Raw genomic sequence first — 17,930 nt, 5'->3', positions numbered from 1 at the left:
ATCGCGGCGCGGAGCGCGGGGTCAGGCGGAGGCGCGGAGTACGAGGAGCGGCGCCACAGGGGCGTCGAAGGCGAGTTCGCGGCCCTCGATGAGGGCGACCAGCCGCGCGACGCCGCGGCGGCCGAGCTCGGCGAAGTCCTGCCGCACGGTGGTCAGCGGTGGCGCGAAGTAGGCGGCCTCCGGGATGTCGTCGAACCCGACGACGGCCAGGTCCTCCGGCACGCGACGCCCGCGCGCGCGGGCCGCGTGCAGCAGGCCGAGCGCCATCTGGTCGTTCGACGAGAACACCGCGGTCAGCTCCGAGTCGGCGAGGAGCTCCGCGCCGATCGCCGCACCCGAGGCGGCGGTCCAGTCGCCCTCCCGCGAGACGACGGGCTCCAGCCCGGCCGCGGACAGTTCGGCGACGAAGCCGTCCCGGCGCGCCCGCGCCTCCGACCAGTCGCCCGGTCCGCTGAGGTGAGCGATCCGGGTGTGCCCGCGGGCGAGGAGGTGGCGGGTGGCCAGCCGAGCGCCCTCCACCTGGTCCACGAACACGCCGTCGTCGCCCGCGACCCCTGCGCCGTGCAGGGTGACCGACGGGACCGCCAGCGAGAAGGCGGCCATGGCCTCCTGCACCGCCCGCTGCGGAGCGATGACGATCACGCCCTCCACCGACTGCGCGCCGAGGTGGTCGACGGCCGCGCCGAGGTCGGCCGGGTCGAGGGAGGCCGCGTGCGCGACCGTCACGAAGTAGCCGGCGTCGCGCCCCGCCTGCTCGACGGCGTCGATGCTGGACGCCGGCCCGAACAGCGAGGACGCGGACGACGCCAGCACGCCGATGGTGCGCGAGCGCGCGGTGGTGAGCATGCGCGCGGCGCGGTTGGGGCGGAAGTTGAGGTCGGCCATCGCGGCCAGCACCCGCTCGCGCGTCTCCGGCCGGATGCTCGGGTGGTCGTTGAGGACGCGCGACACCGTCTGCCGCGAGACGCCCGCGGCGGCCGCGACCTCCCGCACCCCCGGCGGGCGCCCGCTCTCACTCACATCCACACCCTAGCGGCGGCGCAGGCCCCCACACGCGCAGAAGGGCGCACCCCTCGCTCGCTCTCTGCGAAGCGGGTGGCGCGCCCTCAGGAGGCCGGCCCGGCGGCTCAGGCGACGACCGCGAAGCCTCCGGTCCAGGCGATGCGCTCGGCCGCGGCCAGCGTGATCTGCAGGAAGCCGAGCGCCTCGAGCTCGCGGGCGCGGCTGAGCGCGCCGGCGTCGAGCGCGTTCAGGCCGCGGGCGCGGACCAGCGCGGCGAGCTCCGCCTTCGCTTCGTCGTCGTCGCCCGCGATGAGCACGGTGGTCGGCTGCCCTCCGATGGTGCCGGAGGCGAGCGTGGCCGCGAACGTGGTGTTGAACGCCTTGAGCACGCGCGATTCGGGCAGCGCGGCCGCGAGGGTCGCCGCGGCGGAGGAGTCGGCCGGGACGGTCAGCCCGTCGAAGGTCGCGAAGTCGATGGGGTTGGTGATGTCGACCACGGTCTTGCCCGCGAGCTGGGCTCCGTAGGTGGCGAGCACGGCCTCCACCTCGGGATACGGCACCGCCAGCACGACGATGGAGCCGTTGATCGCTCCCCCTCCGCGCCCGATGTACTCGACCGTGGCGCCGCCGCCTGCCAGGACGCCGCCGATCGCGTTGGCCATGTTGCCGTTCCCGATGATGCTGACCGTGGTCATGAGTCTGTTCTCCTTCTGGACGTCTCCGCCTGGATTGTTGATGCTTCAAGTAAACGTTAGCTCGCATTACTTGAAGCGTCAAGTTTTCGGTTACAATGATCTCCATGACGATGAACGCCGAGCTCGCCGGTCGCGAACGCGACGCCTGGCTGGGACTCGTCGCGCTCACGCAACTCCTGCCTCCCGTGCTCGACGGGCAACTCACCCGCGACGCAGCGGCGACGCACTACGAGTACTTCGTGCTCTCCCGGCTCGCCGAGCAGCCGAACCACCGGATGCGTCTCAGCGCGCTCGCGACGGCGACGAACGCCTCCGTGTCGCGCCTCAGCCACGTCGTCACCCGGCTGGAAGCCCGCGACCTGGTCAGGCGGATGCCGTGCGAGGAAGACGGCCGCGCGACGAACGCCGTGCTCACCGACGCGGGCGCCGCGGTGGTCGAGGAGGCCGCTCCCGGGCACCTGGAGACCGTGCGGGATCGCATCCTCGGCGCGCTGCGACCGGAGCAGGTGGAGCAGCTCGCGGAGATCTCCGCAGCGCTGATCGGCGCGATCGACCCGGCGCGGCGGCCGTCCGACGCGTGCGCGGCCATCGTCGACGCCGCGGAGGGCGAACGCGCGAGCGCCTAGCGCGTCGAAGGGCGCCGACGCTCAGTCGATGAGGCCGAGCGCGGAGAGGCGGTCGAGGACCACGTGGCCGGCCGGCGGACACCGTCCGGCGTCGGCCGTCGTCACCCAGTGGACGGCGTCCACCTCGCCCGACGGCACCGGCTCGGCGTCCGTCTCGGCGCGGAACACCGTCATGTGCACCTGCCGCCCGTCCGGCTCGCCGTGGGCCTGCGTGCGCACCTCGAACAGCTCGGTGAGCGCGTCCGCGTCCAGCGCGAGCGCGACCTCCTCCTCGGCCTCCCGCGCCGCCGCCTCGGCCGCCGTCTCGCCGGGGTCGATCTTGCCGCCCGGCATGTAGTAGACGTCGCGGCCGCGGGAGGTCACCATCAGCACGCGCCGGTCGCGCACCACCGCGACGGCGGACACCAGCAGCGGAGCGTGCGTCACGCCTCGACCAGGCGTTTGAGCTGCCGGAGCCCTTTCTCGAAGTCCGGGCCGATCAGCTTGTCCAGGTCGAAGAAGCGGCTGAAGAACGTCCGAGCGCTCTCCATCCGCCAGATGACGCGCGTGCGGTCGCCCTCCGGCGTCAGCAGGAAGCGCACGTGGCTGCTGGAGCGGAACGGCCGCGTGAAGTCGAGGGCGACGCCGACGCCGTCGGGCTGCACCGACTCGATCCGCATCCGTCCCGCGCCCGCCTTGCGGTTGCCGCTCCACGCGTAGGTGGAGCCGACCGCTCCCGGCTCGCCTGTGTATTCGCGCTTCAGGGCGGGGTCCATGCCCTCCCACGGCGACCACTCCACCCAGCGCGGCAGCTCCGCGAGATACGGCAGCAGCACCTCGGGCGTGGTCTGGATGGTGTCGGTGCGTTCCACGACGATCGTTCCGGCCATGCGCACACCTTAGCGGCATGGCATGATCGGGCTGTGACCGGGCGAACGATGCTCCTCGACAGCGCATCCCTCTACTTCCGCGGGTTCTACGGCGTCCCGGACACCGTGCGCGCGCCGGACGGCACCCCGGTGAACGCGATCCGCGGCTTCCTCGACATCATCGCGAAGCTCGTCACCGACTACGGCCCCGAAGCCCTCGTGGCCTGCTGGGACGACGACTGGCGGCCGCGCTGGCGCGTCGACCTCATCCCGAGCTACAAGGCGCACCGGGTGGCGCAGGAGGTGCCCGGCGGGGTCGACGTCGAGGAGGTGCCGGCAGAGCTGGTGGCCCAGGTGCCGGTGATCCGCGAGGTGCTCGACGCGCTCGGAATCGCCATCGTCGGCGCGGCCGAGCACGAGGCGGACGACGTGATCGGCACGCTCGCCACGGTGACTCCCGGGCCGGTGGATGTCGTGACCGGCGACCGCGACCTGTTCCAGCTCGTCGACGACGACCGCGACGTGCGGGTCATCTACACCGCGCGCGGGATGAGCAACCTCGAGGTGCTGACGGACGCGGCGATCGTCGCCAAGTACGGCATCCACGCGGACCAGTACGCGGACTTCGCGGTCATGCGCGGCGACTCGTCGGATGGCCTGCCCGGCGTCGCGGGCGTTGGCGAGAAGACGGCGAGCGCACTGCTCGCCGAGTACGGCGACCTGGCCGGGATCGCGGCGGCCGCGGCCGACCCGGCCTCCGCGATGAAGCCGGCGGCGCGCTCCCGGTTCGACGCCGCGGCCGACTACCTCGCGGTCGCCCCGACGGTCGTGGAGGTCGTGCGCGACCTCCCGCTCGGCCACTTCGACGCCCGCCTCCGCGCCCCGAGCGACGAGCAGCGCGCGACCCTGAATACCCTCGCCGAACGCTGGGCCCTCGGCACCTCCCTCGACCGCTGCCTAGCCGCCCTCACCCGCGCCGCCCCCTGAGCACCCCCACCATCCGTTCCGGACTTATGTACGCCCGAGCCCGGCGTGTTGCGTGCATAAGTCCGGAACGGATGGTTTGGGGGGTCAGGAGGCGGTGGGGTCGAAGCGGTAGAGCTCGCGCTGGGCGAGGAGGGCGAGCTCGCGGAGCACGTCGAGGTCGTTGTCGGACTCGGCCGGCTGGCGCGGCGAGCGCCCGAAGACGCACATTGCGCCGATGCGGGTGCCGTCCGGCGCCTCCACCGGGTAGCCGGCGTAGAAGCGGAGGTGGGCCGGCCCGGTGACGAGCTCGCTCGAGGCGAAGCGGGCGTCGCGCTCGGCGTCGGGCACGACCACCCCGTCCGGCGACCGGAGGGTGTGCAGGCAGGCCGACTGCTCGATCGGGATCTCGGACGGCGACGCACCGACGGCGGCGAGCGGCCACTCGATGCGGTCGTCGAGCACGGTGAACATGGCGATCTCGGTGCCGAGCGTGCGTTGCGCGGTGCCGACCAGGCCCTCCAGCCTGCCGTCACGCGTGTGCTCGTCGAGCCGCAGCCGGGCGATCGCCGCCACCCGGTCCTCCGCGGTGGAGGTGTGGTGCCCGGTCTCGACAGGATGGCCGATCAGGTCCGGAGCGAGCGCGTCGGTGATCCAGCGCGCCCAGAACAGGTAGTCGGCCGGGCTCCGGTGCCGGCCGCCCTCGGGCTTCGGCGAGGCGGGCAGTGCGAGGAAGGCCGCGCCCGTCTTGGCGCAGGCCTGCGCTCCCGCGCGGTTCAGCCGCTCGGCGTGCTCCTGCACGAAGTCGCGGAATGCGTCGTCGAAGGGCGGAAGCGACCGGATCGGCTGCGCGCCGAGCCAGGCGACCACCCCGGCGCCGCTGCCGCGCACCTCCCGCAGCAGCGCGGCGACGTGGGCGCCCCAGCGCTGCGGCTCGACCATGCGGATCGTGTCGGCGACGGTCGCGCTGAGGATGACGACGTCGTAGCGGCCGGACCCTGCGCCGTGCACCATCCTGGCCACCCTGCGCACGCCCGCGGACGGGTGGGCGACCACGTCCACGACCACGCCGCGTCCGGTGGTCGCCGCGATGGCCCGCGCGAGCGCGCCGGGCAGAGCGAGGTCGTGGCTGCCGACACCCCAGCCGATCACCGGGCCGGAGCCCGCCAGCAGCACGCGGAGGCTCTGCCGTCCGGCGACGAAGGCCTGCGGGGAGTCCGTCGGGCGCACCAGCGCCTGCCGGACCCCGGCGACGCGCGCGAGCCTCACCCGCGCGGCGAACCGCCGCGAGGCGCCGAGCCGGACATCTTCCACTCCAGTGACGGTATCCCGTCCCCGGCCCCCGCGGCACCCACGGCTCGCCGGACGCCCGCGGCGCCGAGTACGCGAATAATCGGCCGAAAACCGCCGAGTACGCGGATAATCGGCGTACTCGGCGGCTACGGGAGGGTGTGCCCGGCCAGGCGGAAGAGGCGGTACCACTCCTCGCGGGTCAGCGGCAGGTCGGAGCCGGCGGCGGCCTCCTGCACCCGGCCCGGGTTGGTGGTGCCGAGGACGACCTGCATGTTCGCGGGATGCCGGGTGATCCACGCGGTCGCGATGCCGGTCGGCGTGACGCCGTACTTCGCGGCCAACTCGTCAAGGGCGTCGTTCAGCTCCGCGTACTCCGTGCGGTCGCCGAGGAAGACGCCGTCGAAGAAGACCTTCTGGAACGGCGACCACGCCTGCAGAGTGATGTCGTTCAGGCGGGAGTAGTCGAGGATCCCGAGGTCGCGGACGATGGACTGGTCGAGCCCCGCCATGTTGGCGGCGACGCCCTGCGCGATGATCGGCGCGTGCGTGATGCTGAGCTGGACCTGGTTCACCTTCAGCGGCTGCTTCACCCAGCGGCGCAGCAGCTCGATCTGGCCCGGCGTGTGGTTGGAGACGCCGAACGCGCGCACCTTGCCGGAGGCCTCCAGCTCGTCGAAGGCGGCCGCGACCTCCTCCGGCTCGACCAGGGTGTCCGGGCGGTGCAGCAGCAGCAGGTCCAGGTAGTCGGTGCGCAGCGCGGCGAGCGACTCGTCCACGGTGGTGAGGATGTGCTCGCGGGAGAAGTCGAAGTAGCCCGGGCGGATGCCGACCTTCGACTGGATGACGACCTGGTCGCGCTCCGCGGCGGGGACGGCGCCCGCCTCGCCGAACCGGGTCTCGCAGCCGTGGCGCTGCTCGCCGTAGATGTCGGCGTGATCGAAGACGGTGACACCGGCGTCCCGCGCGGTTCCCACGAGGGTGCGGATCTGCCCGTCGGACAGGGGACTGATCCGCATGAGGCCGAGGACGACGTTGGACGCGGGCACGGCGATGTTCGGAAGGTTCAGGGTTTTCATGCCTTCATCTAACCCCCCGTCAACCCCCTGTCCTCTTCGGCACGGCAGGCTTACCGTCTACTGTGCGGGGATTCGGGGCTCCGTTTACCGGAGGAGGGGACCGATGACGATGACGCCTGAGGCAAGGATGGCGGTCGACGGGTTCCGGCAGGAGACGCGGCTGGTTTCCCCGCACTCCCACGGTCCCGGTTACATCGTGCACGCGCTCGGACGCGACTTCCGCGTCAGCGACGAGATGGCCCGCATCTTCTTGAACCAGGTCGAGCGGGTGGCGGAGTCCGACGCGTCGGCCCTGGTGATCCTGCGCCACGCGCACGGCGTCGAGCTGCTGATGATCACGGACGCGACCTCCTTCTCGATCCGCCCGATGACGGCGGCCGAACGGAGCACGCCGCAGGCGGCCTATCCTCGGATGCGTGGATGAGCTGAGCGACGGGGACTCCGCGGACGGGGACTCCGCGGATCGGGACTCCCGCGACCGGGAGGCCGTCGCCGGCATCCGCGAGGCGCTCGTGGCGGCCGCGCGGACGCTGACCGAGGCGGGCGCCCGGGACGAGGCGCTCGCGGTCCTGGTGCCGCGACGCCGCAGGTTCGGCATCCCGCGCGAGCCGGTGCTGCGACCGGTGGGCCGGGTCTGGCGGCTGGGGGTGCTCCTGCTCGGCGTGACGGCACGCTGTACGCGACGGGTCAGCTCGTGCGGGCGACGCCGCCCGGGCGGACCCAGTACGTGTCGGTGTCGGCGGAGACCCGGCGCGCGTACCGCGAGGCTGCGGAGCGCGGGCACTTCCGCGACGGCGAGACGGTGGACTTCGACGCGCCGGAGATCGTGCCGACCGTGGACGCGTTGCGGGCCTCCACGGGTCCGCTGCTGCTGCGGGACGGCGAGGCGCTCGTGCGGTGGAGCGCGTCGTCGGAGCAGACCGTCGGCTTCCACGCCTACCTGGCGGAGCGCGTGGAACTGCTGGCGCACCCGCCCCAGGGCGCCTGAGTCGGCTCAGGCGACCCGTTTCAGACGCTCTGGGGCGGGTGGGGCCTCACGCCTCGGTCGGCGTGCTGTCCGTCTTCTTGCCGGTGACCTCGTCCAGCTTGTCCGACGCCTTGCCCACGGCCTCCGTCACCTTGTCGCTGAGGTCGGAGGCGGCGTGGCCGGCGAAGTCGCGCACGCCGTCCTTCACCTGCTGCACCTGCTCGGAGCCGGAGAAGCCCTGCCATTTGTTCCGCATGTTCTCGTACGCGTCACGGCCCGCTCGGGTACCGACGACGAACCCGACGGCGACGCCTGCCAGAAAAATGATGACCTTCATGGGCTGCACCGTACGCGCGCGACGGCGACCGCGCCAGGAGCAGAATGGGCGGGGTGATGGGACCGATGCTCGACGGCGACGAACCGGTTGCGCGCTTCGAGCGGGCGGCGGCGGTGTGGTCCGAACGGGCCGGGGCCGCCGGCGTGGCGGTGCCCGTGCCGCCGGAGGTCGCCGGAGCGCTGCTCGTGGAGGGCGCGAGCGACCGTGCCGCGTGCCGTGAGGCCTCCCGGCTGCTCGGAGTCGATCCGGCCGCCGCGGGCGTGGCCATCCTGCCGATGGGCGGCGCGATGAGCGTCCGCCGGTTCGTGAGCCTGCTGCGCCCGGCGCAGCTCCGGCTGCACGGACTGTGCGACGCGGGCGAGGCGGCCTTCTTCGAGCGCGCCGGACTGGACGAGACGTCCGTCTCGGTGTGCCGGCCCGACCTGGAGGGGGAGCTGCTGCGGGCGCTCGGCGCGGAGCGGGCGGAGGCCGTGCTCGCGCGGGAGGGCGACCTGGGCCTGTTCCGCACCTTCCAGCGGCAGCCGGCGCAGCGCGAGCGGCCCGTGCTCGCCCAGTTGCACCGGTTCCTCGGCACGACCTCCGGCCGCAAGGAGCAGTACGGGCGCGCCCTCACCGAGGAGCTGGGAGCGACGGAGCTGCCAACGCCGCTCCGGGAGGCCGTCGAGAGCGTGCTGGGCGGCTGAGTCGCTCCCGGCCTAGGCTGGGCCGCATGCCCACCACCTCGCCCGAGCTGCTCGACCGGCTCGCCGTCCTGTTCGCCGCGCGCGACCGCGGGAACATGGCGCCGACCATCGACGCCTTCCTGGCCGTGCTCGCCGAGCATCCCGACGACCCGCACGTGCTCTACGAGGTCGGCGGCGCCTACGACACCGCGGGCGAGGAGGAGACGGCCGCCGGCTACTACGAGCGCGCGCTGGCCGCCGGGCTGGCGGGCGACACCCTCCGCAAGTGCCTGCTGCAGTACGGGAGCACCCTGCGCAACCTCGAGCGCTTCGACGCATCGCTGGGCGTGCTCGACCGGGCGCTGGCGGCCTTCCCGGAGTCCGAGTCGGTGCGGGTTTGGCACGCGCTCTCCCTGCACGCGGCCGGCCGCAGCGACGGCGCCGTCGCGGAGCTGATGGAGCTGGCGGCCGACCACATCCGCACCCCGGACCTGCTGCGCTACGAGACCGCCCTGCGCGGCAACGCCGAGTACCTGCGCGAGCTGGACGCCGCCCGCTGACTGCGCGGAGGGCTCAGGCCAGCAGCGCGGCGATGACGAGCAGCACCGGGACCGCGAAGAGCGTCGTCAGCAGCACGATGTCGCGCGCCACGGGCATCCCGCGCTCGTAGCGGGCGGCGAAGTTGTAGACGTTCTGCGCCGTCGGGAGGGCGGCGAGCGCCACCGCCGCGAACAGTGCGTGATGCTCGAGGCCGAACGCGAACCGCGCCACGGCGAAGGCGACCAGCGGCATCCCGACCGATTTGATGACCACGGCGGTCGCGATCTCCGCACGCCCGTGCCCGGCCTGGAGCGGACGCGACCCGTGCAGCGACATCCCGAACGCCATCAGCACCAGGGGGACGGCCGCGCCGCCGAGCAGCTCGAACGGCTGGTACACGGCCGCCGGGATCGGGATGTGCAGCACGTCCACGAGGATGCCGAGCAGTGAGGCGATGATCATCGGGTTGCGCACGGGCTGCGTCAGGATCGACCGCAGCGACACCGTCCCGCGGCTCGTGATGTCGAGCACCGTGAGCGCGATCGGTGCGAACACGATGAGCTGGAGCAGCAGCACCGGCGCCACGTACGACGCACTGCCGAGCACGTAGACGGCGACGGGGAGGCCGATGTTGTTGGCGTTGACGTACCCGGACCCGAGCGTGCCGATCGTGGTCTCCGCCGCGGGACGCCGGAAGAAGAGCCGCGACAGCAGCAGGAAGAGCCCGGCCGCGACGACCGCCGCGATGGCCGCGACGAGGAGCTGGGTGGAGAAAACCACCTTGAGGTCGGCGTGCGCCAGCGTCACGAACAGCAGCGCCGGGTTGGTGACGAAGAACGCGATCCGGTTGAGCACGTACGGCGCAGTGGGGCCGCCGACCCGGAACCGCCCGGCGAGGTAGCCGACCAGGATGACGAACGCGATGATCCCGAACCCGGTCAGCACTCCAGCCATCGCCCTGGCGTCTCCTTTCGTCTCCCCCGGACGATCCTGTCAAGAAGTCGGCAGTTTGCGTGCATCCGCGCGCCGCCGCGCCACCAGCAGTACCCCGATCCCGGTGCCGATCAGCGCGCCGAGGGTGTTCGCGACCACGTCGGTGACGGTGCCGAACCGCGCGGGCAGGACGAAGTGCTGGGTGAGCTCGATGGCGATGCTGCAGAGCAGGCCGGCGAGCGGGGCCAGCCACCAGCGCCGGAGGCCGACGATCAGCACGATGAGCAGGGCGGGAGGCACGAAGAACGCGACGTTGGCCGTGAACTCGATCACGTCGTACGCGTCGAGCGGCCGGACCCCGACGGCCCCCAGGGCGCCGAGGAGCCGGAAGAGCAGCGGATCGAGCGGGCGATCCACCGGCGTCGGCCACAGCCCGACGGCGGCGATGAACGCGGTGTAGGCGAGGAGGCCGACGACCGCGCGGCGGCGGGTGCGTCGTGCGGCGGGCATGCCGTCAGCGTAGGCGCCTCTCATCGGGAAATCCTGTGTGTCAGACCTCAGGTTCCACAGGTTTCAGCGACGTCGCACCGGGCCGCCGCGGGCCACCCGCACCGCCACCGCGACCATGATCACGAGGACGCCGGCCGCGAGCGCGGTGACGGCCACCACGGGGCTCGGGAGGCCGCCCACCACCCGCGAGACGGCGATCCAGACCAGCCCCCACGCCGAGGCGAGCGCGGGGGCGAGGCGGCCGCGGTCCCAGACCGCCAGTGCCGAGGCGACGACCGCGAGGGCCGCGAGGACCGCCATAGCCCAGACCTCCGGAGGCAGCCCGAACCCGGAGAAGCCGGCCGTCTGCAGCCATGCCGCCGCGTTCGCGGCGGCCGCCACCAGCACCCAGCCCAGGGAGAGACCGACCGTGCCGTCGAGGAGCACGGAGTCGGCCGTCGTGCCGCCGGGCTCGTGCCGCAGCCGCACGAACGCCATTGCGAGCACGACGAGCAGGAGGGCGATCATCAGCACGCTCAGCGCGAGGAGCCCGGCCTGCACCGACACGATCCAGGCGGCGTTCAGGAGCAGCGACGCGAGCATCCAGTAGCCCAGGGAGCGCTGGCGGTGACGGGCGGCCTGCGAGGGCAGCGCCTGCCAGATCGCGTAGCCGGCCAGTCCCAGGTAGATCACGGACCAGATGGCGAACGCCGGGCCTGCGGGGGCGAGGAGCGTGGCGTCGGGTCCGAGCGCTCCGCCGGCCAGGTGCGGGATCGGCGGGCCTCCCCCGAGCCCGGAGCCGTACACCGCTCCGGCCAGGGCGACGACGGTCGCAGCGATCACTCCGCTCTGCCGGACGCGGTCGGAGACGGTCGGGTGCTCGACTCCGAGCGGCAGCCTTCGGGTCAGGCTGGTCATGGGGTGAAATCTAGACCGAAACCGGGGAGAACGGTATCCCTCGCCGGGCCGCCGGAGCTACGGCCGCTGTGAGTGTTGCGGCCGGTCGGACGCGATCACGACCGTGCCGCCGAGGTCGTCGTCGGACACGACGCGCGCCGCGAGCCCCGCCGCCTCGAACAGGGCCGCCGTGCGCGCCGCCTGCTCGTCGCTGGTCTCGATGACGATCGAGCCGCCCGGCGCCAGCCACTCCCGCCCCTCTGCGGCGATCCTGCGGTGGAGGTCGAGGCCGTCCGCACCGCCGTCCAGCGCGACCGCCGGCTCGTACAGGCGGGCCTCCGGCGGCATCAGCGCGATGGCCTCGGTCGGGACATACGGCGCGTTCACCGCGATCACAGCGAGCGCGCCGCGCAGCTCGGCCGGCAGCGCGGCGAACAGGTCGCCCTCGAACACCCGGGCCGGATCGAGGTTCGCCCGGGCCGCACGCACGGCGGCCGGCTCGACGTCGGCCGCGAAGACGGCGGCGCCGGGCACCCGCGCGGCGATGACGGCGCCGATCGCGCCCGCGCCGCAGCACAGGTCGAGCACGGCGTCGCCCGGCCGGGTCAGCGCCGCCGCCTCGCGGGCGAGCAGCTCGGTGCGGCGGCGGGGGACGAAGACGCCCGGCTCCACGTGGATGCGGAGGCCGCCGAACTCGGCGAAGCCCAGCAGCGGCTCCAGGGGCTCCCCAGCCATGCGGCGGGCCACGAGTGCCTCCAGTTCGTCCGGCGAGGCGGCCGCCTCGAGCAGCAGCGCGGCCTCCTCCTCGGCGAAGACGCAGCCCGCGGCGCGCAGCCGGAGGACGACGCGCTCCACGCGGCTGTCCGGCACTTCGGGCGCACTCACCCGGCCATGCTAGCCGGGAGGAATACCCCTTCGCCCGAGAGTTCAACCCCCTCGCCCGAGCCTTGACCGCTCGTGGTTCCGCACGTATTGATGGGATATGAAGAGGATCCACTACGCGAGCGGCTCGGTGCTCACCGGCGACGCGATCGCGGACGTGCTGGTGAAGTACGCGGCGGCGCTGGCACTCAATGCAGCCGCCGCCGAGGTGCGCGCGCCGGCGATCCTCGAGTCCGGCGAGGTGGGCGAGATCGTGATGCTGCTCGGCCCCGCCAGCCAGATCCTGGCGGAGACCGAGAGGTTCGACGGTCCCGAGCTGCGCGACGACGACTTCGTCAACGGGCTCGGCGAGCGCGTCGCCGCTCTCGGGCCACGCCGGGCGGCGTACGTCACGCTCGGCACGGAGGGCGTCGACGACCTCGACATGGACTTACTGTGAACGCATGCTACGTCGACAGACCGGGTGCGAACCGTTCCCGATACAGTTCTGCACTGGCAGAACCGCGCTGGGCGCGTACTATCTGGCGGGAAGAGCAACTCCGGGGAGTAGGACATGCAGGTGTTCCACGTCTACATCGATGAACTGAGGTTCACGTTCGTCGATCGGGAGCCCGTCGAAGAACTGAAGCGGCGGGTGATCCAGGCGAGCCGCAGCGACGGCGATTTCGTGGCGATCACGCAGTCCAGCCGCCCGCCGAGCGAGATCTTCGTCACCAGCCAGACCAAGGTGCGCATCGAGACGGCCAGCATCCCGCGCGAGCCGGCCACGGTCGGGGACCACGAAGAGGACGACTCGTTCTGGTTCGACTTCGACTCGCTGAGCTGAGCACCGCTGGGCCACGCACGTCGAGGGCTCGGTAGCGCCGGATCCGCGGCGCGCGCACGGGCTCTGGCCCGAATTCCAGTATTCCAGTATCGTCGCGGGCATGACCATTCCTGAGGACGAGAACAAGCCGCAGCCTCCTGAGGGCGGCACTCCAGCCGGCGCCGTCCCGCCGGTCCCCGAACCCACCGAGCCGGCCGCTCCCGCATCCGACGTGCCTCCGGTGCCGCCCGTGACCCCGCCCGCCGACGCGCCCGCCGGCGGTTTCCCGCCGCCTTCCGCCCCGTACGACGGTGCCGCCCCGCCGCCTCCTCCGGGCGCCTTCCCGTCGTACGCGGCCGCTCCCCCGCAGCCCGTCGCTGCGCCGACCCGCATCCCGACCACCGTCAACACGGCGTTCTGGCTGTTCATCGCGAGCGCCGTACTCAGCGTGATCGGCGGCATCGTCACGATCGCGACGGCCAGCAGCGGCGGTCGCGCCGCGATCATCCACCAGTTGCAGATCTCCGGGACGAACCTGCACGGGCAGAACATCGACACGATCGCCTCCGCGGCAGTCGGGGTGGCGATCGGCCTCTCGGTCGTCACGCTGATCTTCTGGGCCGTCGTGTTCGTGCTGTTCGCCTTCTTCCTGCGGCGCGCCGCGAACTGGTCGCGCTGGGTGCTCTCCGCGCTGACCCTGGTGTCGCTGCTCAACATCCGGCCCGGCTTCCCGTTCGGCCTCATCCAGGTGATCGCGTCGATCGTCGCCGTCATCCTGATCTGGCTGCGGCCGTCGTCCGAGTGGTTCGCGGCCATCAAGGCGTCGAAGGCGCCGCGGGCGTAAGCCCACTGACGTCGAAGGGGTCTGCGGCCGTCCGGTCGCGGACCCCTTCGCTGTTCCTCGCCCCTGGCGCCGGCCGTCCGGCGGCGTACCGTGCGGATCAGAGGACGAGAGGAGCACGTCATGCCGGCACGCCAGAACTCACTGAAGGACCAGGAGCTCTACGAGAAGCTCCGCGACGAGGGCAACTCCAAGGAGAAGTCCGCGCGCATCTCGAACGCGGCCGCCGCACGCGGCCGGAAGTCGGTCGGCCGGAAGGGCGGCGAGTCCGGTTCGTACGACGACTGGACGGTGCCCGAGCTGAAGAAGCGCGCCAAGGAGCTCGGCCTCACCGGATACTCGAAGAAGACCAAGTCCGAGCTCGTGAAGGAGTTGCGCGACCGCTGACGTCGCGCACGCGTACACTCGCGCCATGGACCTGCGCGAGGTGGCCGCGGACCTCTACGGGGTCGAGCCCGCGGAGTTCGTCGCCGCGCGGGCGTCCGCCGCGGTGGGAGCCGACCGCGAGCTCGCGAAGACCATCAAAGCGCTGAGGAAGCCGACCGCGTCTGCCGCCGCGGTCAACGCGCTGACGCGCCACGACCCCGAGCTGATCGACCGCATCCTCCAGCTCGGCGACCGGATGCGGGACGCGTTCGCCGCGCGCGACCGGGACGCAATCCGCGACCTGACCCGGGAACGTCAGCGCCTGCTGCAGCGCGCCGTGCGCGACCTGGGGACGAGCGCGGCGGTCGGGCGCGAAGTCGAGGAGACCCTCCAGGCGGCCGTCGTCGATCCGCTCGCGGCCGCCGCCGTCCGCAGCGGGATGCTGGTGCGCGCTCTGGAGTCGACCGGCGTGGAGTCGGTGGACGTGTCCGACGCGGTCGCGCTGCCGCTGGACGAGGAGACGCTGGCCGCTGCGGAGCGGAACGCCGAGCCGGTGGCGGCGGCGACCGCGACGAAGTCGGCTCGACCGGCGAAGAAGGCCGCGCCGGCGGAAAACGACGAGCGGGCAGCCGACGCGGCCGAGCCCCCGGAGTCGGCCAGCGAGCGCCGGGAGCGCGAGCGCACCATCCGCGCGGCCGAGCGAGCCCTCGAACGCGCCAGGGCCGACGCCGAGGCGGTGGACGACGAACTGGACGCGGAAGTCGACCGCCGTTCCGACCTGGAAGCCGAACGAGACGCGCTCGAACGCCGCCTGCAACGCACCGAGGCGGAGCTCGCCGACGCGAAGGCCGCCGAACGTGCGCTCAGACGGCGCATCCCCGAGCTGCAGCGCGCCGTGCGGGACGCCGAGCGCGCCCTGGACGATGCCCGCGGCTGAACGTCAGCCGGGGAGGTGCTGTTCGAGCTGGTCCTCGGCCATCACGACCATGCCTCCGGTGCGCTGCGAGGTGTGCATGAGCGCCTCCAGCCACTGCGGGTTGATCGCCGGAGGCCGGCTGCCCGAGAACTGGAACGCGATCGGGATCTCGCGGCTGATCCAGAGCGACACCCGCCCCGAACCCTGATCGACGGGCACGTCCCAGTTGAGGAGGAAGCTCTCGTGACGGCGCAGCTTGGCGACGATCGCGAGCTTGACGTGACTCAGCGCGCGGTCGTCGAGGTCATACTCCTGACCTGCGCCGTAGAGCAGTTTTCCCATCCTGCAATAGTGCCCCAGATCGGGGCAGAACTGCTGGGCGAATACAGGGGATTGACACACTTTCGATATCCCGATATGGGTGGCCCAGCGCTGAAACCGGCTTTTCCTGGCAAACCCCTCCGACCGCCCCCTCCGACCGCGCGACTTCTGCTGGCAATCCGGCAAAAGACGTGCGGCGGACACCGAGAAGTGGTTAAGCTGGTCGGGTTCGCGCGCATCGAATACCAGGCAAGGAGGCCTTCACAGGCATGTCCCAACCACTCACTGTCGCTGCGCTCGGCTTCTGGCACGTCCACGGGCGCGATTACGCCCGCGACGCCCAGGAGCATCCCGGCACCACCCTCGTCGCCATCTGGGACGACGACCCCGAACGCGGCCGGGAGGCCGCCGAGAAGTTCGGCGTCGAGTTCGTCGCCGACCTGGACGAACTGCTCGCCCGCGACTCCCTCGACGGGGTCACCGTCACCACCTCCACCGACCAGCACGTCGACGTGATCTCGCGCGCCATCGCCGCGGGCAAGCACGTGTTCACCGAGAAGGTGCTCGCGCCGACCGTTGCCGACGCCGACGCGCTCGTCGCCACCGCCGACGCCGCGGGCGTGTCGCTCGTGGTCTCGCTCCCCCGCCTCCACCACGGCTACACCGCCGCGATCGAGGAGGTCCTCGACGCGGGAACGCTCGGCGAGCTGGCCTACAGCCGGGTGCGTCTCGCGCACGACGGCTGGATCGCGGGCTGGCTGCCCGACCGGTTCGGGAACCTCGCGGAGGCCTACGGCGGCGCCCTGACCGACCTGGGCTGCCACCCGATCTACCTCACCCGCCTCTTCCACCGGAGCGAGCCGCAGCGGGTCACCGCGACATACGCGAGCCTCACCGGCCGGGAGGTCGACGACAACGCCGTGGTCACGGCCGAGTTCGACGGCGGCCGGATCGGCGTCATCGAGGCGAGCCTCGTGCAGACCCCGGGAGACTTCGCCATCGAGCTGCGCGGCACCCGCGGCGCGCTCTCGTACGGCGGGGCCGCAGGCGGCCTGTTCCTGAACACCGGCGACGGCTGGCAGGAGCTGCCGGTGCCCGACGACGGCCCGGGCGCGTTCGACGAGTGGGTGCGCCGCATCCACGACGGCAGCAGGGCCGACGCGAACCTCGACCACGCGCTCGCGCTCACCCGCGTCGTGGTCGCCGCGAACGCCTCCGCCGCCGAGGGGCGGCCCGTCGCACCCGCCGTGCCCGCTGCGACCCGCTGACCCGCGCTACTCACCCACACAACATCACGCCGAGGGGCACATCAACGCCCCCATCCGGCACTTTCAGGGGCGTCTACGTGCCCCTCGACGCTTTGGAGACTTCTATGTCCAGCAAGACCGTTCGTATCGGGCTCATCGGCGCAGGCGGCATCGCCGGCGCTCACGTGGAGGGCTACCTCCGCAACCCCGACGTCATCACCTTCGCGGCCGTGGCCGACCCGGTGCGCGAGAGCGCGGAAAAGCGCGCGGAGGCAGCGGGAGCGGCGATCTACGCCGACTACCGCGTCATGCTCGCCGAGGCGGACATCGACGCCGTCGACATCTGCCTCCCGCACCACCTCCACAAGGACGCCATCGTGGCGGCCGCACGAGCCGGCAAGCACATCCTCTGCGAGAAGCCGCTCTGCCTCACCCCCGAGGAGGCCGCCGAGGTCTCCGCCGCGGTCGAGGAGGCCGGCGTCACCCTGATGTGCGCGCACAACCAGCTCTTCCTCCCGGCCGTCGCCCGGGCGAAGGAGCTCATCGAGTCCGGCGCGATCGGCCGCGTCTACGAGGTGCGCACGACCGACTCCTTCTTCAACGACTTCGACCCGGCGAACATGGGCTGGCGCGCGCACGCGTCGACCTCGGGCGGCGGCGAGCTGATCGACACCGGCTACCACCCGACCTACCTGCTGCTGCACCTGGCCGGAGGCGCCCCGGTCGAGGTCACGGCCATGCTCGCCACGCACCGCCTGTCGTTCATGGAGGGCGAGGACTCCGCGACCGTGCTGGTCCGCTTCGACAACGGGGTGATCGGCACCGTCGTCACGAGCTGGGCCTACGAGGCGGCGCCGGGCACCGAGAAGTTCTCGGCCGTCGGAGAGCTCGGCAGCCTCACCAGCGACGGCACGACGCTCACGCTCAAGAAGCGCGGGGAGGCCGAGCCGACCGTGATCGCGCTGGAGCCGGTGCACCAGTTCGGCGAGGAGCTGAACCACTTCGCCCGCAGCATCCTCGACGGCACCCGGCCACTGCACACGCAGAAGGAGGGTGTCGAGGTGCTCGGCATCATCCTCGGCGCCTACGAGTCCGTGCGCACGCGCGCCGTCGCCACGATCCCCGCCCTGTCCCCCACTCGCTGACCCCCGTCGACTACGCCCGAAATCGGCCGGAAACAGCCGAGTACGCAGACTATTCGCGTACTCGGCTGTTTCCGGCTTC

General features: G+C 72.3%; 25 protein-coding genes. 13 read left to right on the top strand and 12 right to left on the bottom strand.

The window, feature by feature from the left end; all coding sequences use genetic code 11:
• Positions 1–21: 21 nt before the first annotated feature.
• Positions 22–1,020 (bottom strand): LacI family DNA-binding transcriptional regulator, encoded by a 999-nt coding sequence (locus ABIA36_RS08610; protein ID WP_369961885.1) that lies wholly within the window; start codon positions 1,018–1,020, stop codon positions 22–24.
• A gap of 107 nt (positions 1,021–1,127) precedes the next feature.
• Positions 1,128–1,697, bottom strand: coding sequence for an NADPH-dependent F420 reductase (locus ABIA36_RS08605; protein WP_369961884.1), 570 nt, complete (start codon positions 1,695–1,697; stop codon positions 1,128–1,130).
• A 104-nt stretch (positions 1,698–1,801) separates the two neighbouring features.
• On the opposite strand from ABIA36_RS08605, the gene ABIA36_RS08600 reads away from it, so the two are divergent.
• Positions 1,802–2,323: a MarR family winged helix-turn-helix transcriptional regulator gene (locus tag ABIA36_RS08600; protein WP_369961883.1), complete on the top strand. Its 522-nt coding sequence runs from the start codon at positions 1,802–1,804 to the stop codon at positions 2,321–2,323.
• 21 nt (positions 2,324–2,344) lie between these two features.
• On the opposite strand, the gene ABIA36_RS08595 is transcribed toward ABIA36_RS08600, so the two are convergent.
• On the bottom strand, positions 2,345–2,749 hold the full coding sequence (locus tag ABIA36_RS08595) for an NUDIX domain-containing protein (RefSeq protein WP_369961881.1): 405 nt from the start codon (positions 2,747–2,749) through the stop codon (positions 2,345–2,347).
• Positions 2,746–3,192, bottom strand: a complete 447-nt coding sequence (locus ABIA36_RS08590; protein WP_369961880.1) for an SRPBCC family protein — start codon at positions 3,190–3,192, stop codon at positions 2,746–2,748. Before ABIA36_RS08590 ends, ABIA36_RS08595 begins: the two co-directional genes overlap by 4 nt.
• A gap of 33 nt (positions 3,193–3,225) precedes the next feature.
• On the opposite strand from ABIA36_RS08590, the gene ABIA36_RS08585 reads away from it, so the two are divergent.
• Positions 3,226–4,158, top strand: coding sequence for a 5'-3' exonuclease H3TH domain-containing protein (locus tag ABIA36_RS08585; protein WP_369961879.1), 933 nt, complete (start codon positions 3,226–3,228; stop codon positions 4,156–4,158).
• Between the two features lie 84 nt (positions 4,159–4,242).
• Here ABIA36_RS08585 and ABIA36_RS08580 read toward each other — a convergent pair whose 3' ends face one another.
• Positions 4,243–5,448 carry a GDSL-type esterase/lipase family protein gene (locus ABIA36_RS08580; RefSeq protein ID WP_369961877.1) on the bottom strand — a complete coding sequence of 402 codons (1,206 nt, stop codon included), beginning with the start codon at positions 5,446–5,448 and terminating at the stop codon, positions 4,243–4,245.
• 125 nt (positions 5,449–5,573) lie between these two features.
• Positions 5,574–6,503: an aldo/keto reductase family oxidoreductase gene (locus ABIA36_RS08575; RefSeq protein ID WP_369961876.1), complete on the bottom strand. Its 930-nt coding sequence runs from the start codon at positions 6,501–6,503 to the stop codon at positions 5,574–5,576.
• Between the two features lie 103 nt (positions 6,504–6,606).
• Here ABIA36_RS08575 and ABIA36_RS08570 point away from each other — a divergent pair, with 103 nt between their 5' ends.
• Both ABIA36_RS08570 and ABIA36_RS08565 read left to right on the top strand, forming a co-directional pair.
• The gene (locus tag ABIA36_RS08570; RefSeq protein ID WP_369961875.1) at positions 6,607–6,927 is read left to right on the top strand and encodes a TetR family transcriptional regulator; all 321 of its coding nucleotides are present in this window, start codon (positions 6,607–6,609) and stop codon (positions 6,925–6,927) included.
• Between the two features lie 270 nt (positions 6,928–7,197).
• Entirely contained in the window at positions 7,198–7,491 is a 294-nt protein-coding gene (locus ABIA36_RS08565; RefSeq protein ID WP_369961874.1) for a hypothetical protein, read from the top strand.
• Between the two features lie 46 nt (positions 7,492–7,537).
• Here the strand turns inward: ABIA36_RS08565 and ABIA36_RS08560 are convergent, their stop codons facing one another.
• Complete coding sequence (locus ABIA36_RS08560; RefSeq protein ID WP_369961873.1) at positions 7,538–7,807, bottom strand: hypothetical protein; 270 nt, start codon at positions 7,805–7,807, stop codon at positions 7,538–7,540.
• Between the two features lie 56 nt (positions 7,808–7,863).
• Between ABIA36_RS08560 and ABIA36_RS08555 the strand changes: the two genes are divergently transcribed.
• Positions 7,864–8,490, top strand: a complete 627-nt coding sequence (locus ABIA36_RS08555) for a TOPRIM nucleotidyl transferase/hydrolase domain-containing protein (RefSeq protein ID WP_369962097.1) — start codon at positions 7,864–7,866, stop codon at positions 8,488–8,490.
• Between the two features lie 26 nt (positions 8,491–8,516).
• Positions 8,517–9,029 carry a tetratricopeptide repeat protein gene (locus ABIA36_RS08550; protein WP_369961872.1) on the top strand — a complete coding sequence of 171 codons (513 nt, stop codon included), beginning with the start codon at positions 8,517–8,519 and terminating at the stop codon, positions 9,027–9,029.
• 13 nt (positions 9,030–9,042) lie between these two features.
• On the opposite strand, the gene ABIA36_RS08545 is transcribed toward ABIA36_RS08550, so the two are convergent.
• From ABIA36_RS08545 to ABIA36_RS08530, 4 genes are all read right to left on the bottom strand, one after another.
• Positions 9,043–9,963, bottom strand: a complete 921-nt coding sequence (locus tag ABIA36_RS08545; RefSeq protein ID WP_369961871.1) for an AEC family transporter — start codon at positions 9,961–9,963, stop codon at positions 9,043–9,045.
• Positions 9,964–10,002: 39 nt separating this feature from the next.
• Positions 10,003–10,452 (bottom strand): VanZ family protein, encoded by a 450-nt coding sequence (locus ABIA36_RS08540; RefSeq protein WP_369961869.1) that lies wholly within the window; start codon positions 10,450–10,452, stop codon positions 10,003–10,005.
• Positions 10,453–10,515: 63 nt separating this feature from the next.
• Positions 10,516–11,349: a TspO/MBR family protein gene (locus ABIA36_RS08535; protein ID WP_369961868.1), complete on the bottom strand. Its 834-nt coding sequence runs from the start codon at positions 11,347–11,349 to the stop codon at positions 10,516–10,518.
• A gap of 57 nt (positions 11,350–11,406) precedes the next feature.
• Positions 11,407–12,213 carry a putative protein N(5)-glutamine methyltransferase gene (locus ABIA36_RS08530; protein WP_369961866.1) on the bottom strand — a complete coding sequence of 269 codons (807 nt, stop codon included), beginning with the start codon at positions 12,211–12,213 and terminating at the stop codon, positions 11,407–11,409.
• 97 nt (positions 12,214–12,310) lie between these two features.
• Between ABIA36_RS08530 and ABIA36_RS08525 the strand changes: the two genes are divergently transcribed.
• The 5 genes from ABIA36_RS08525 to ABIA36_RS08505 all read left to right on the top strand — a co-directional run bounded on the left by ABIA36_RS08525 (position 12,311) and on the right by ABIA36_RS08505 (position 15,159).
• Entirely contained in the window at positions 12,311–12,649 is a 339-nt protein-coding gene (locus tag ABIA36_RS08525) for a hypothetical protein (protein WP_369961865.1), read from the top strand.
• A 114-nt stretch (positions 12,650–12,763) separates the two neighbouring features.
• On the top strand, positions 12,764–13,036 hold the full coding sequence (locus tag ABIA36_RS08520; protein WP_369961864.1) for a hypothetical protein: 273 nt from the start codon (positions 12,764–12,766) through the stop codon (positions 13,034–13,036).
• Between the two features lie 100 nt (positions 13,037–13,136).
• Positions 13,137–13,859 carry a hypothetical protein gene (locus ABIA36_RS08515; RefSeq protein WP_369961863.1) on the top strand — a complete coding sequence of 241 codons (723 nt, stop codon included), beginning with the start codon at positions 13,137–13,139 and terminating at the stop codon, positions 13,857–13,859.
• A 120-nt stretch (positions 13,860–13,979) separates the two neighbouring features.
• On the top strand, positions 13,980–14,243 hold the full coding sequence (locus ABIA36_RS08510) for a Rho termination factor N-terminal domain-containing protein (protein ID WP_369961862.1): 264 nt from the start codon (positions 13,980–13,982) through the stop codon (positions 14,241–14,243).
• A 25-nt stretch (positions 14,244–14,268) separates the two neighbouring features.
• Complete coding sequence (locus ABIA36_RS08505; protein WP_369961861.1) at positions 14,269–15,159, top strand: hypothetical protein; 891 nt, start codon at positions 14,269–14,271, stop codon at positions 15,157–15,159.
• A gap of 3 nt (positions 15,160–15,162) precedes the next feature.
• On the opposite strand, the gene ABIA36_RS08500 is transcribed toward ABIA36_RS08505, so the two are convergent.
• Complete coding sequence (locus ABIA36_RS08500; RefSeq protein WP_369961860.1) at positions 15,163–15,480, bottom strand: hypothetical protein; 318 nt, start codon at positions 15,478–15,480, stop codon at positions 15,163–15,165.
• A 248-nt stretch (positions 15,481–15,728) separates the two neighbouring features.
• On the opposite strand from ABIA36_RS08500, the gene ABIA36_RS08495 reads away from it, so the two are divergent.
• The gene (locus ABIA36_RS08495) at positions 15,729–16,727 is read left to right on the top strand and encodes a Gfo/Idh/MocA family protein (protein ID WP_369961859.1); all 999 of its coding nucleotides are present in this window, start codon (positions 15,729–15,731) and stop codon (positions 16,725–16,727) included.
• Between the two features lie 104 nt (positions 16,728–16,831).
• Entirely contained in the window at positions 16,832–17,851 is a 1,020-nt protein-coding gene (locus tag ABIA36_RS08490; RefSeq protein WP_369961858.1) for a Gfo/Idh/MocA family protein, read from the top strand.
• Positions 17,852–17,930: the final 79 nt, after the last annotated feature.

Origin of the sequence: Leifsonia sp. EB34 (genome assembly GCF_041260585.1) — a bacterium.
Classification (GTDB): Bacteria; Actinomycetota; Actinomycetes; order Actinomycetales; family Microbacteriaceae; genus Leifsonia.
The sequence above is the reverse complement of the archived record's forward strand: the minus strand, read 5'-3'. Positions and strand labels throughout refer to the sequence as shown.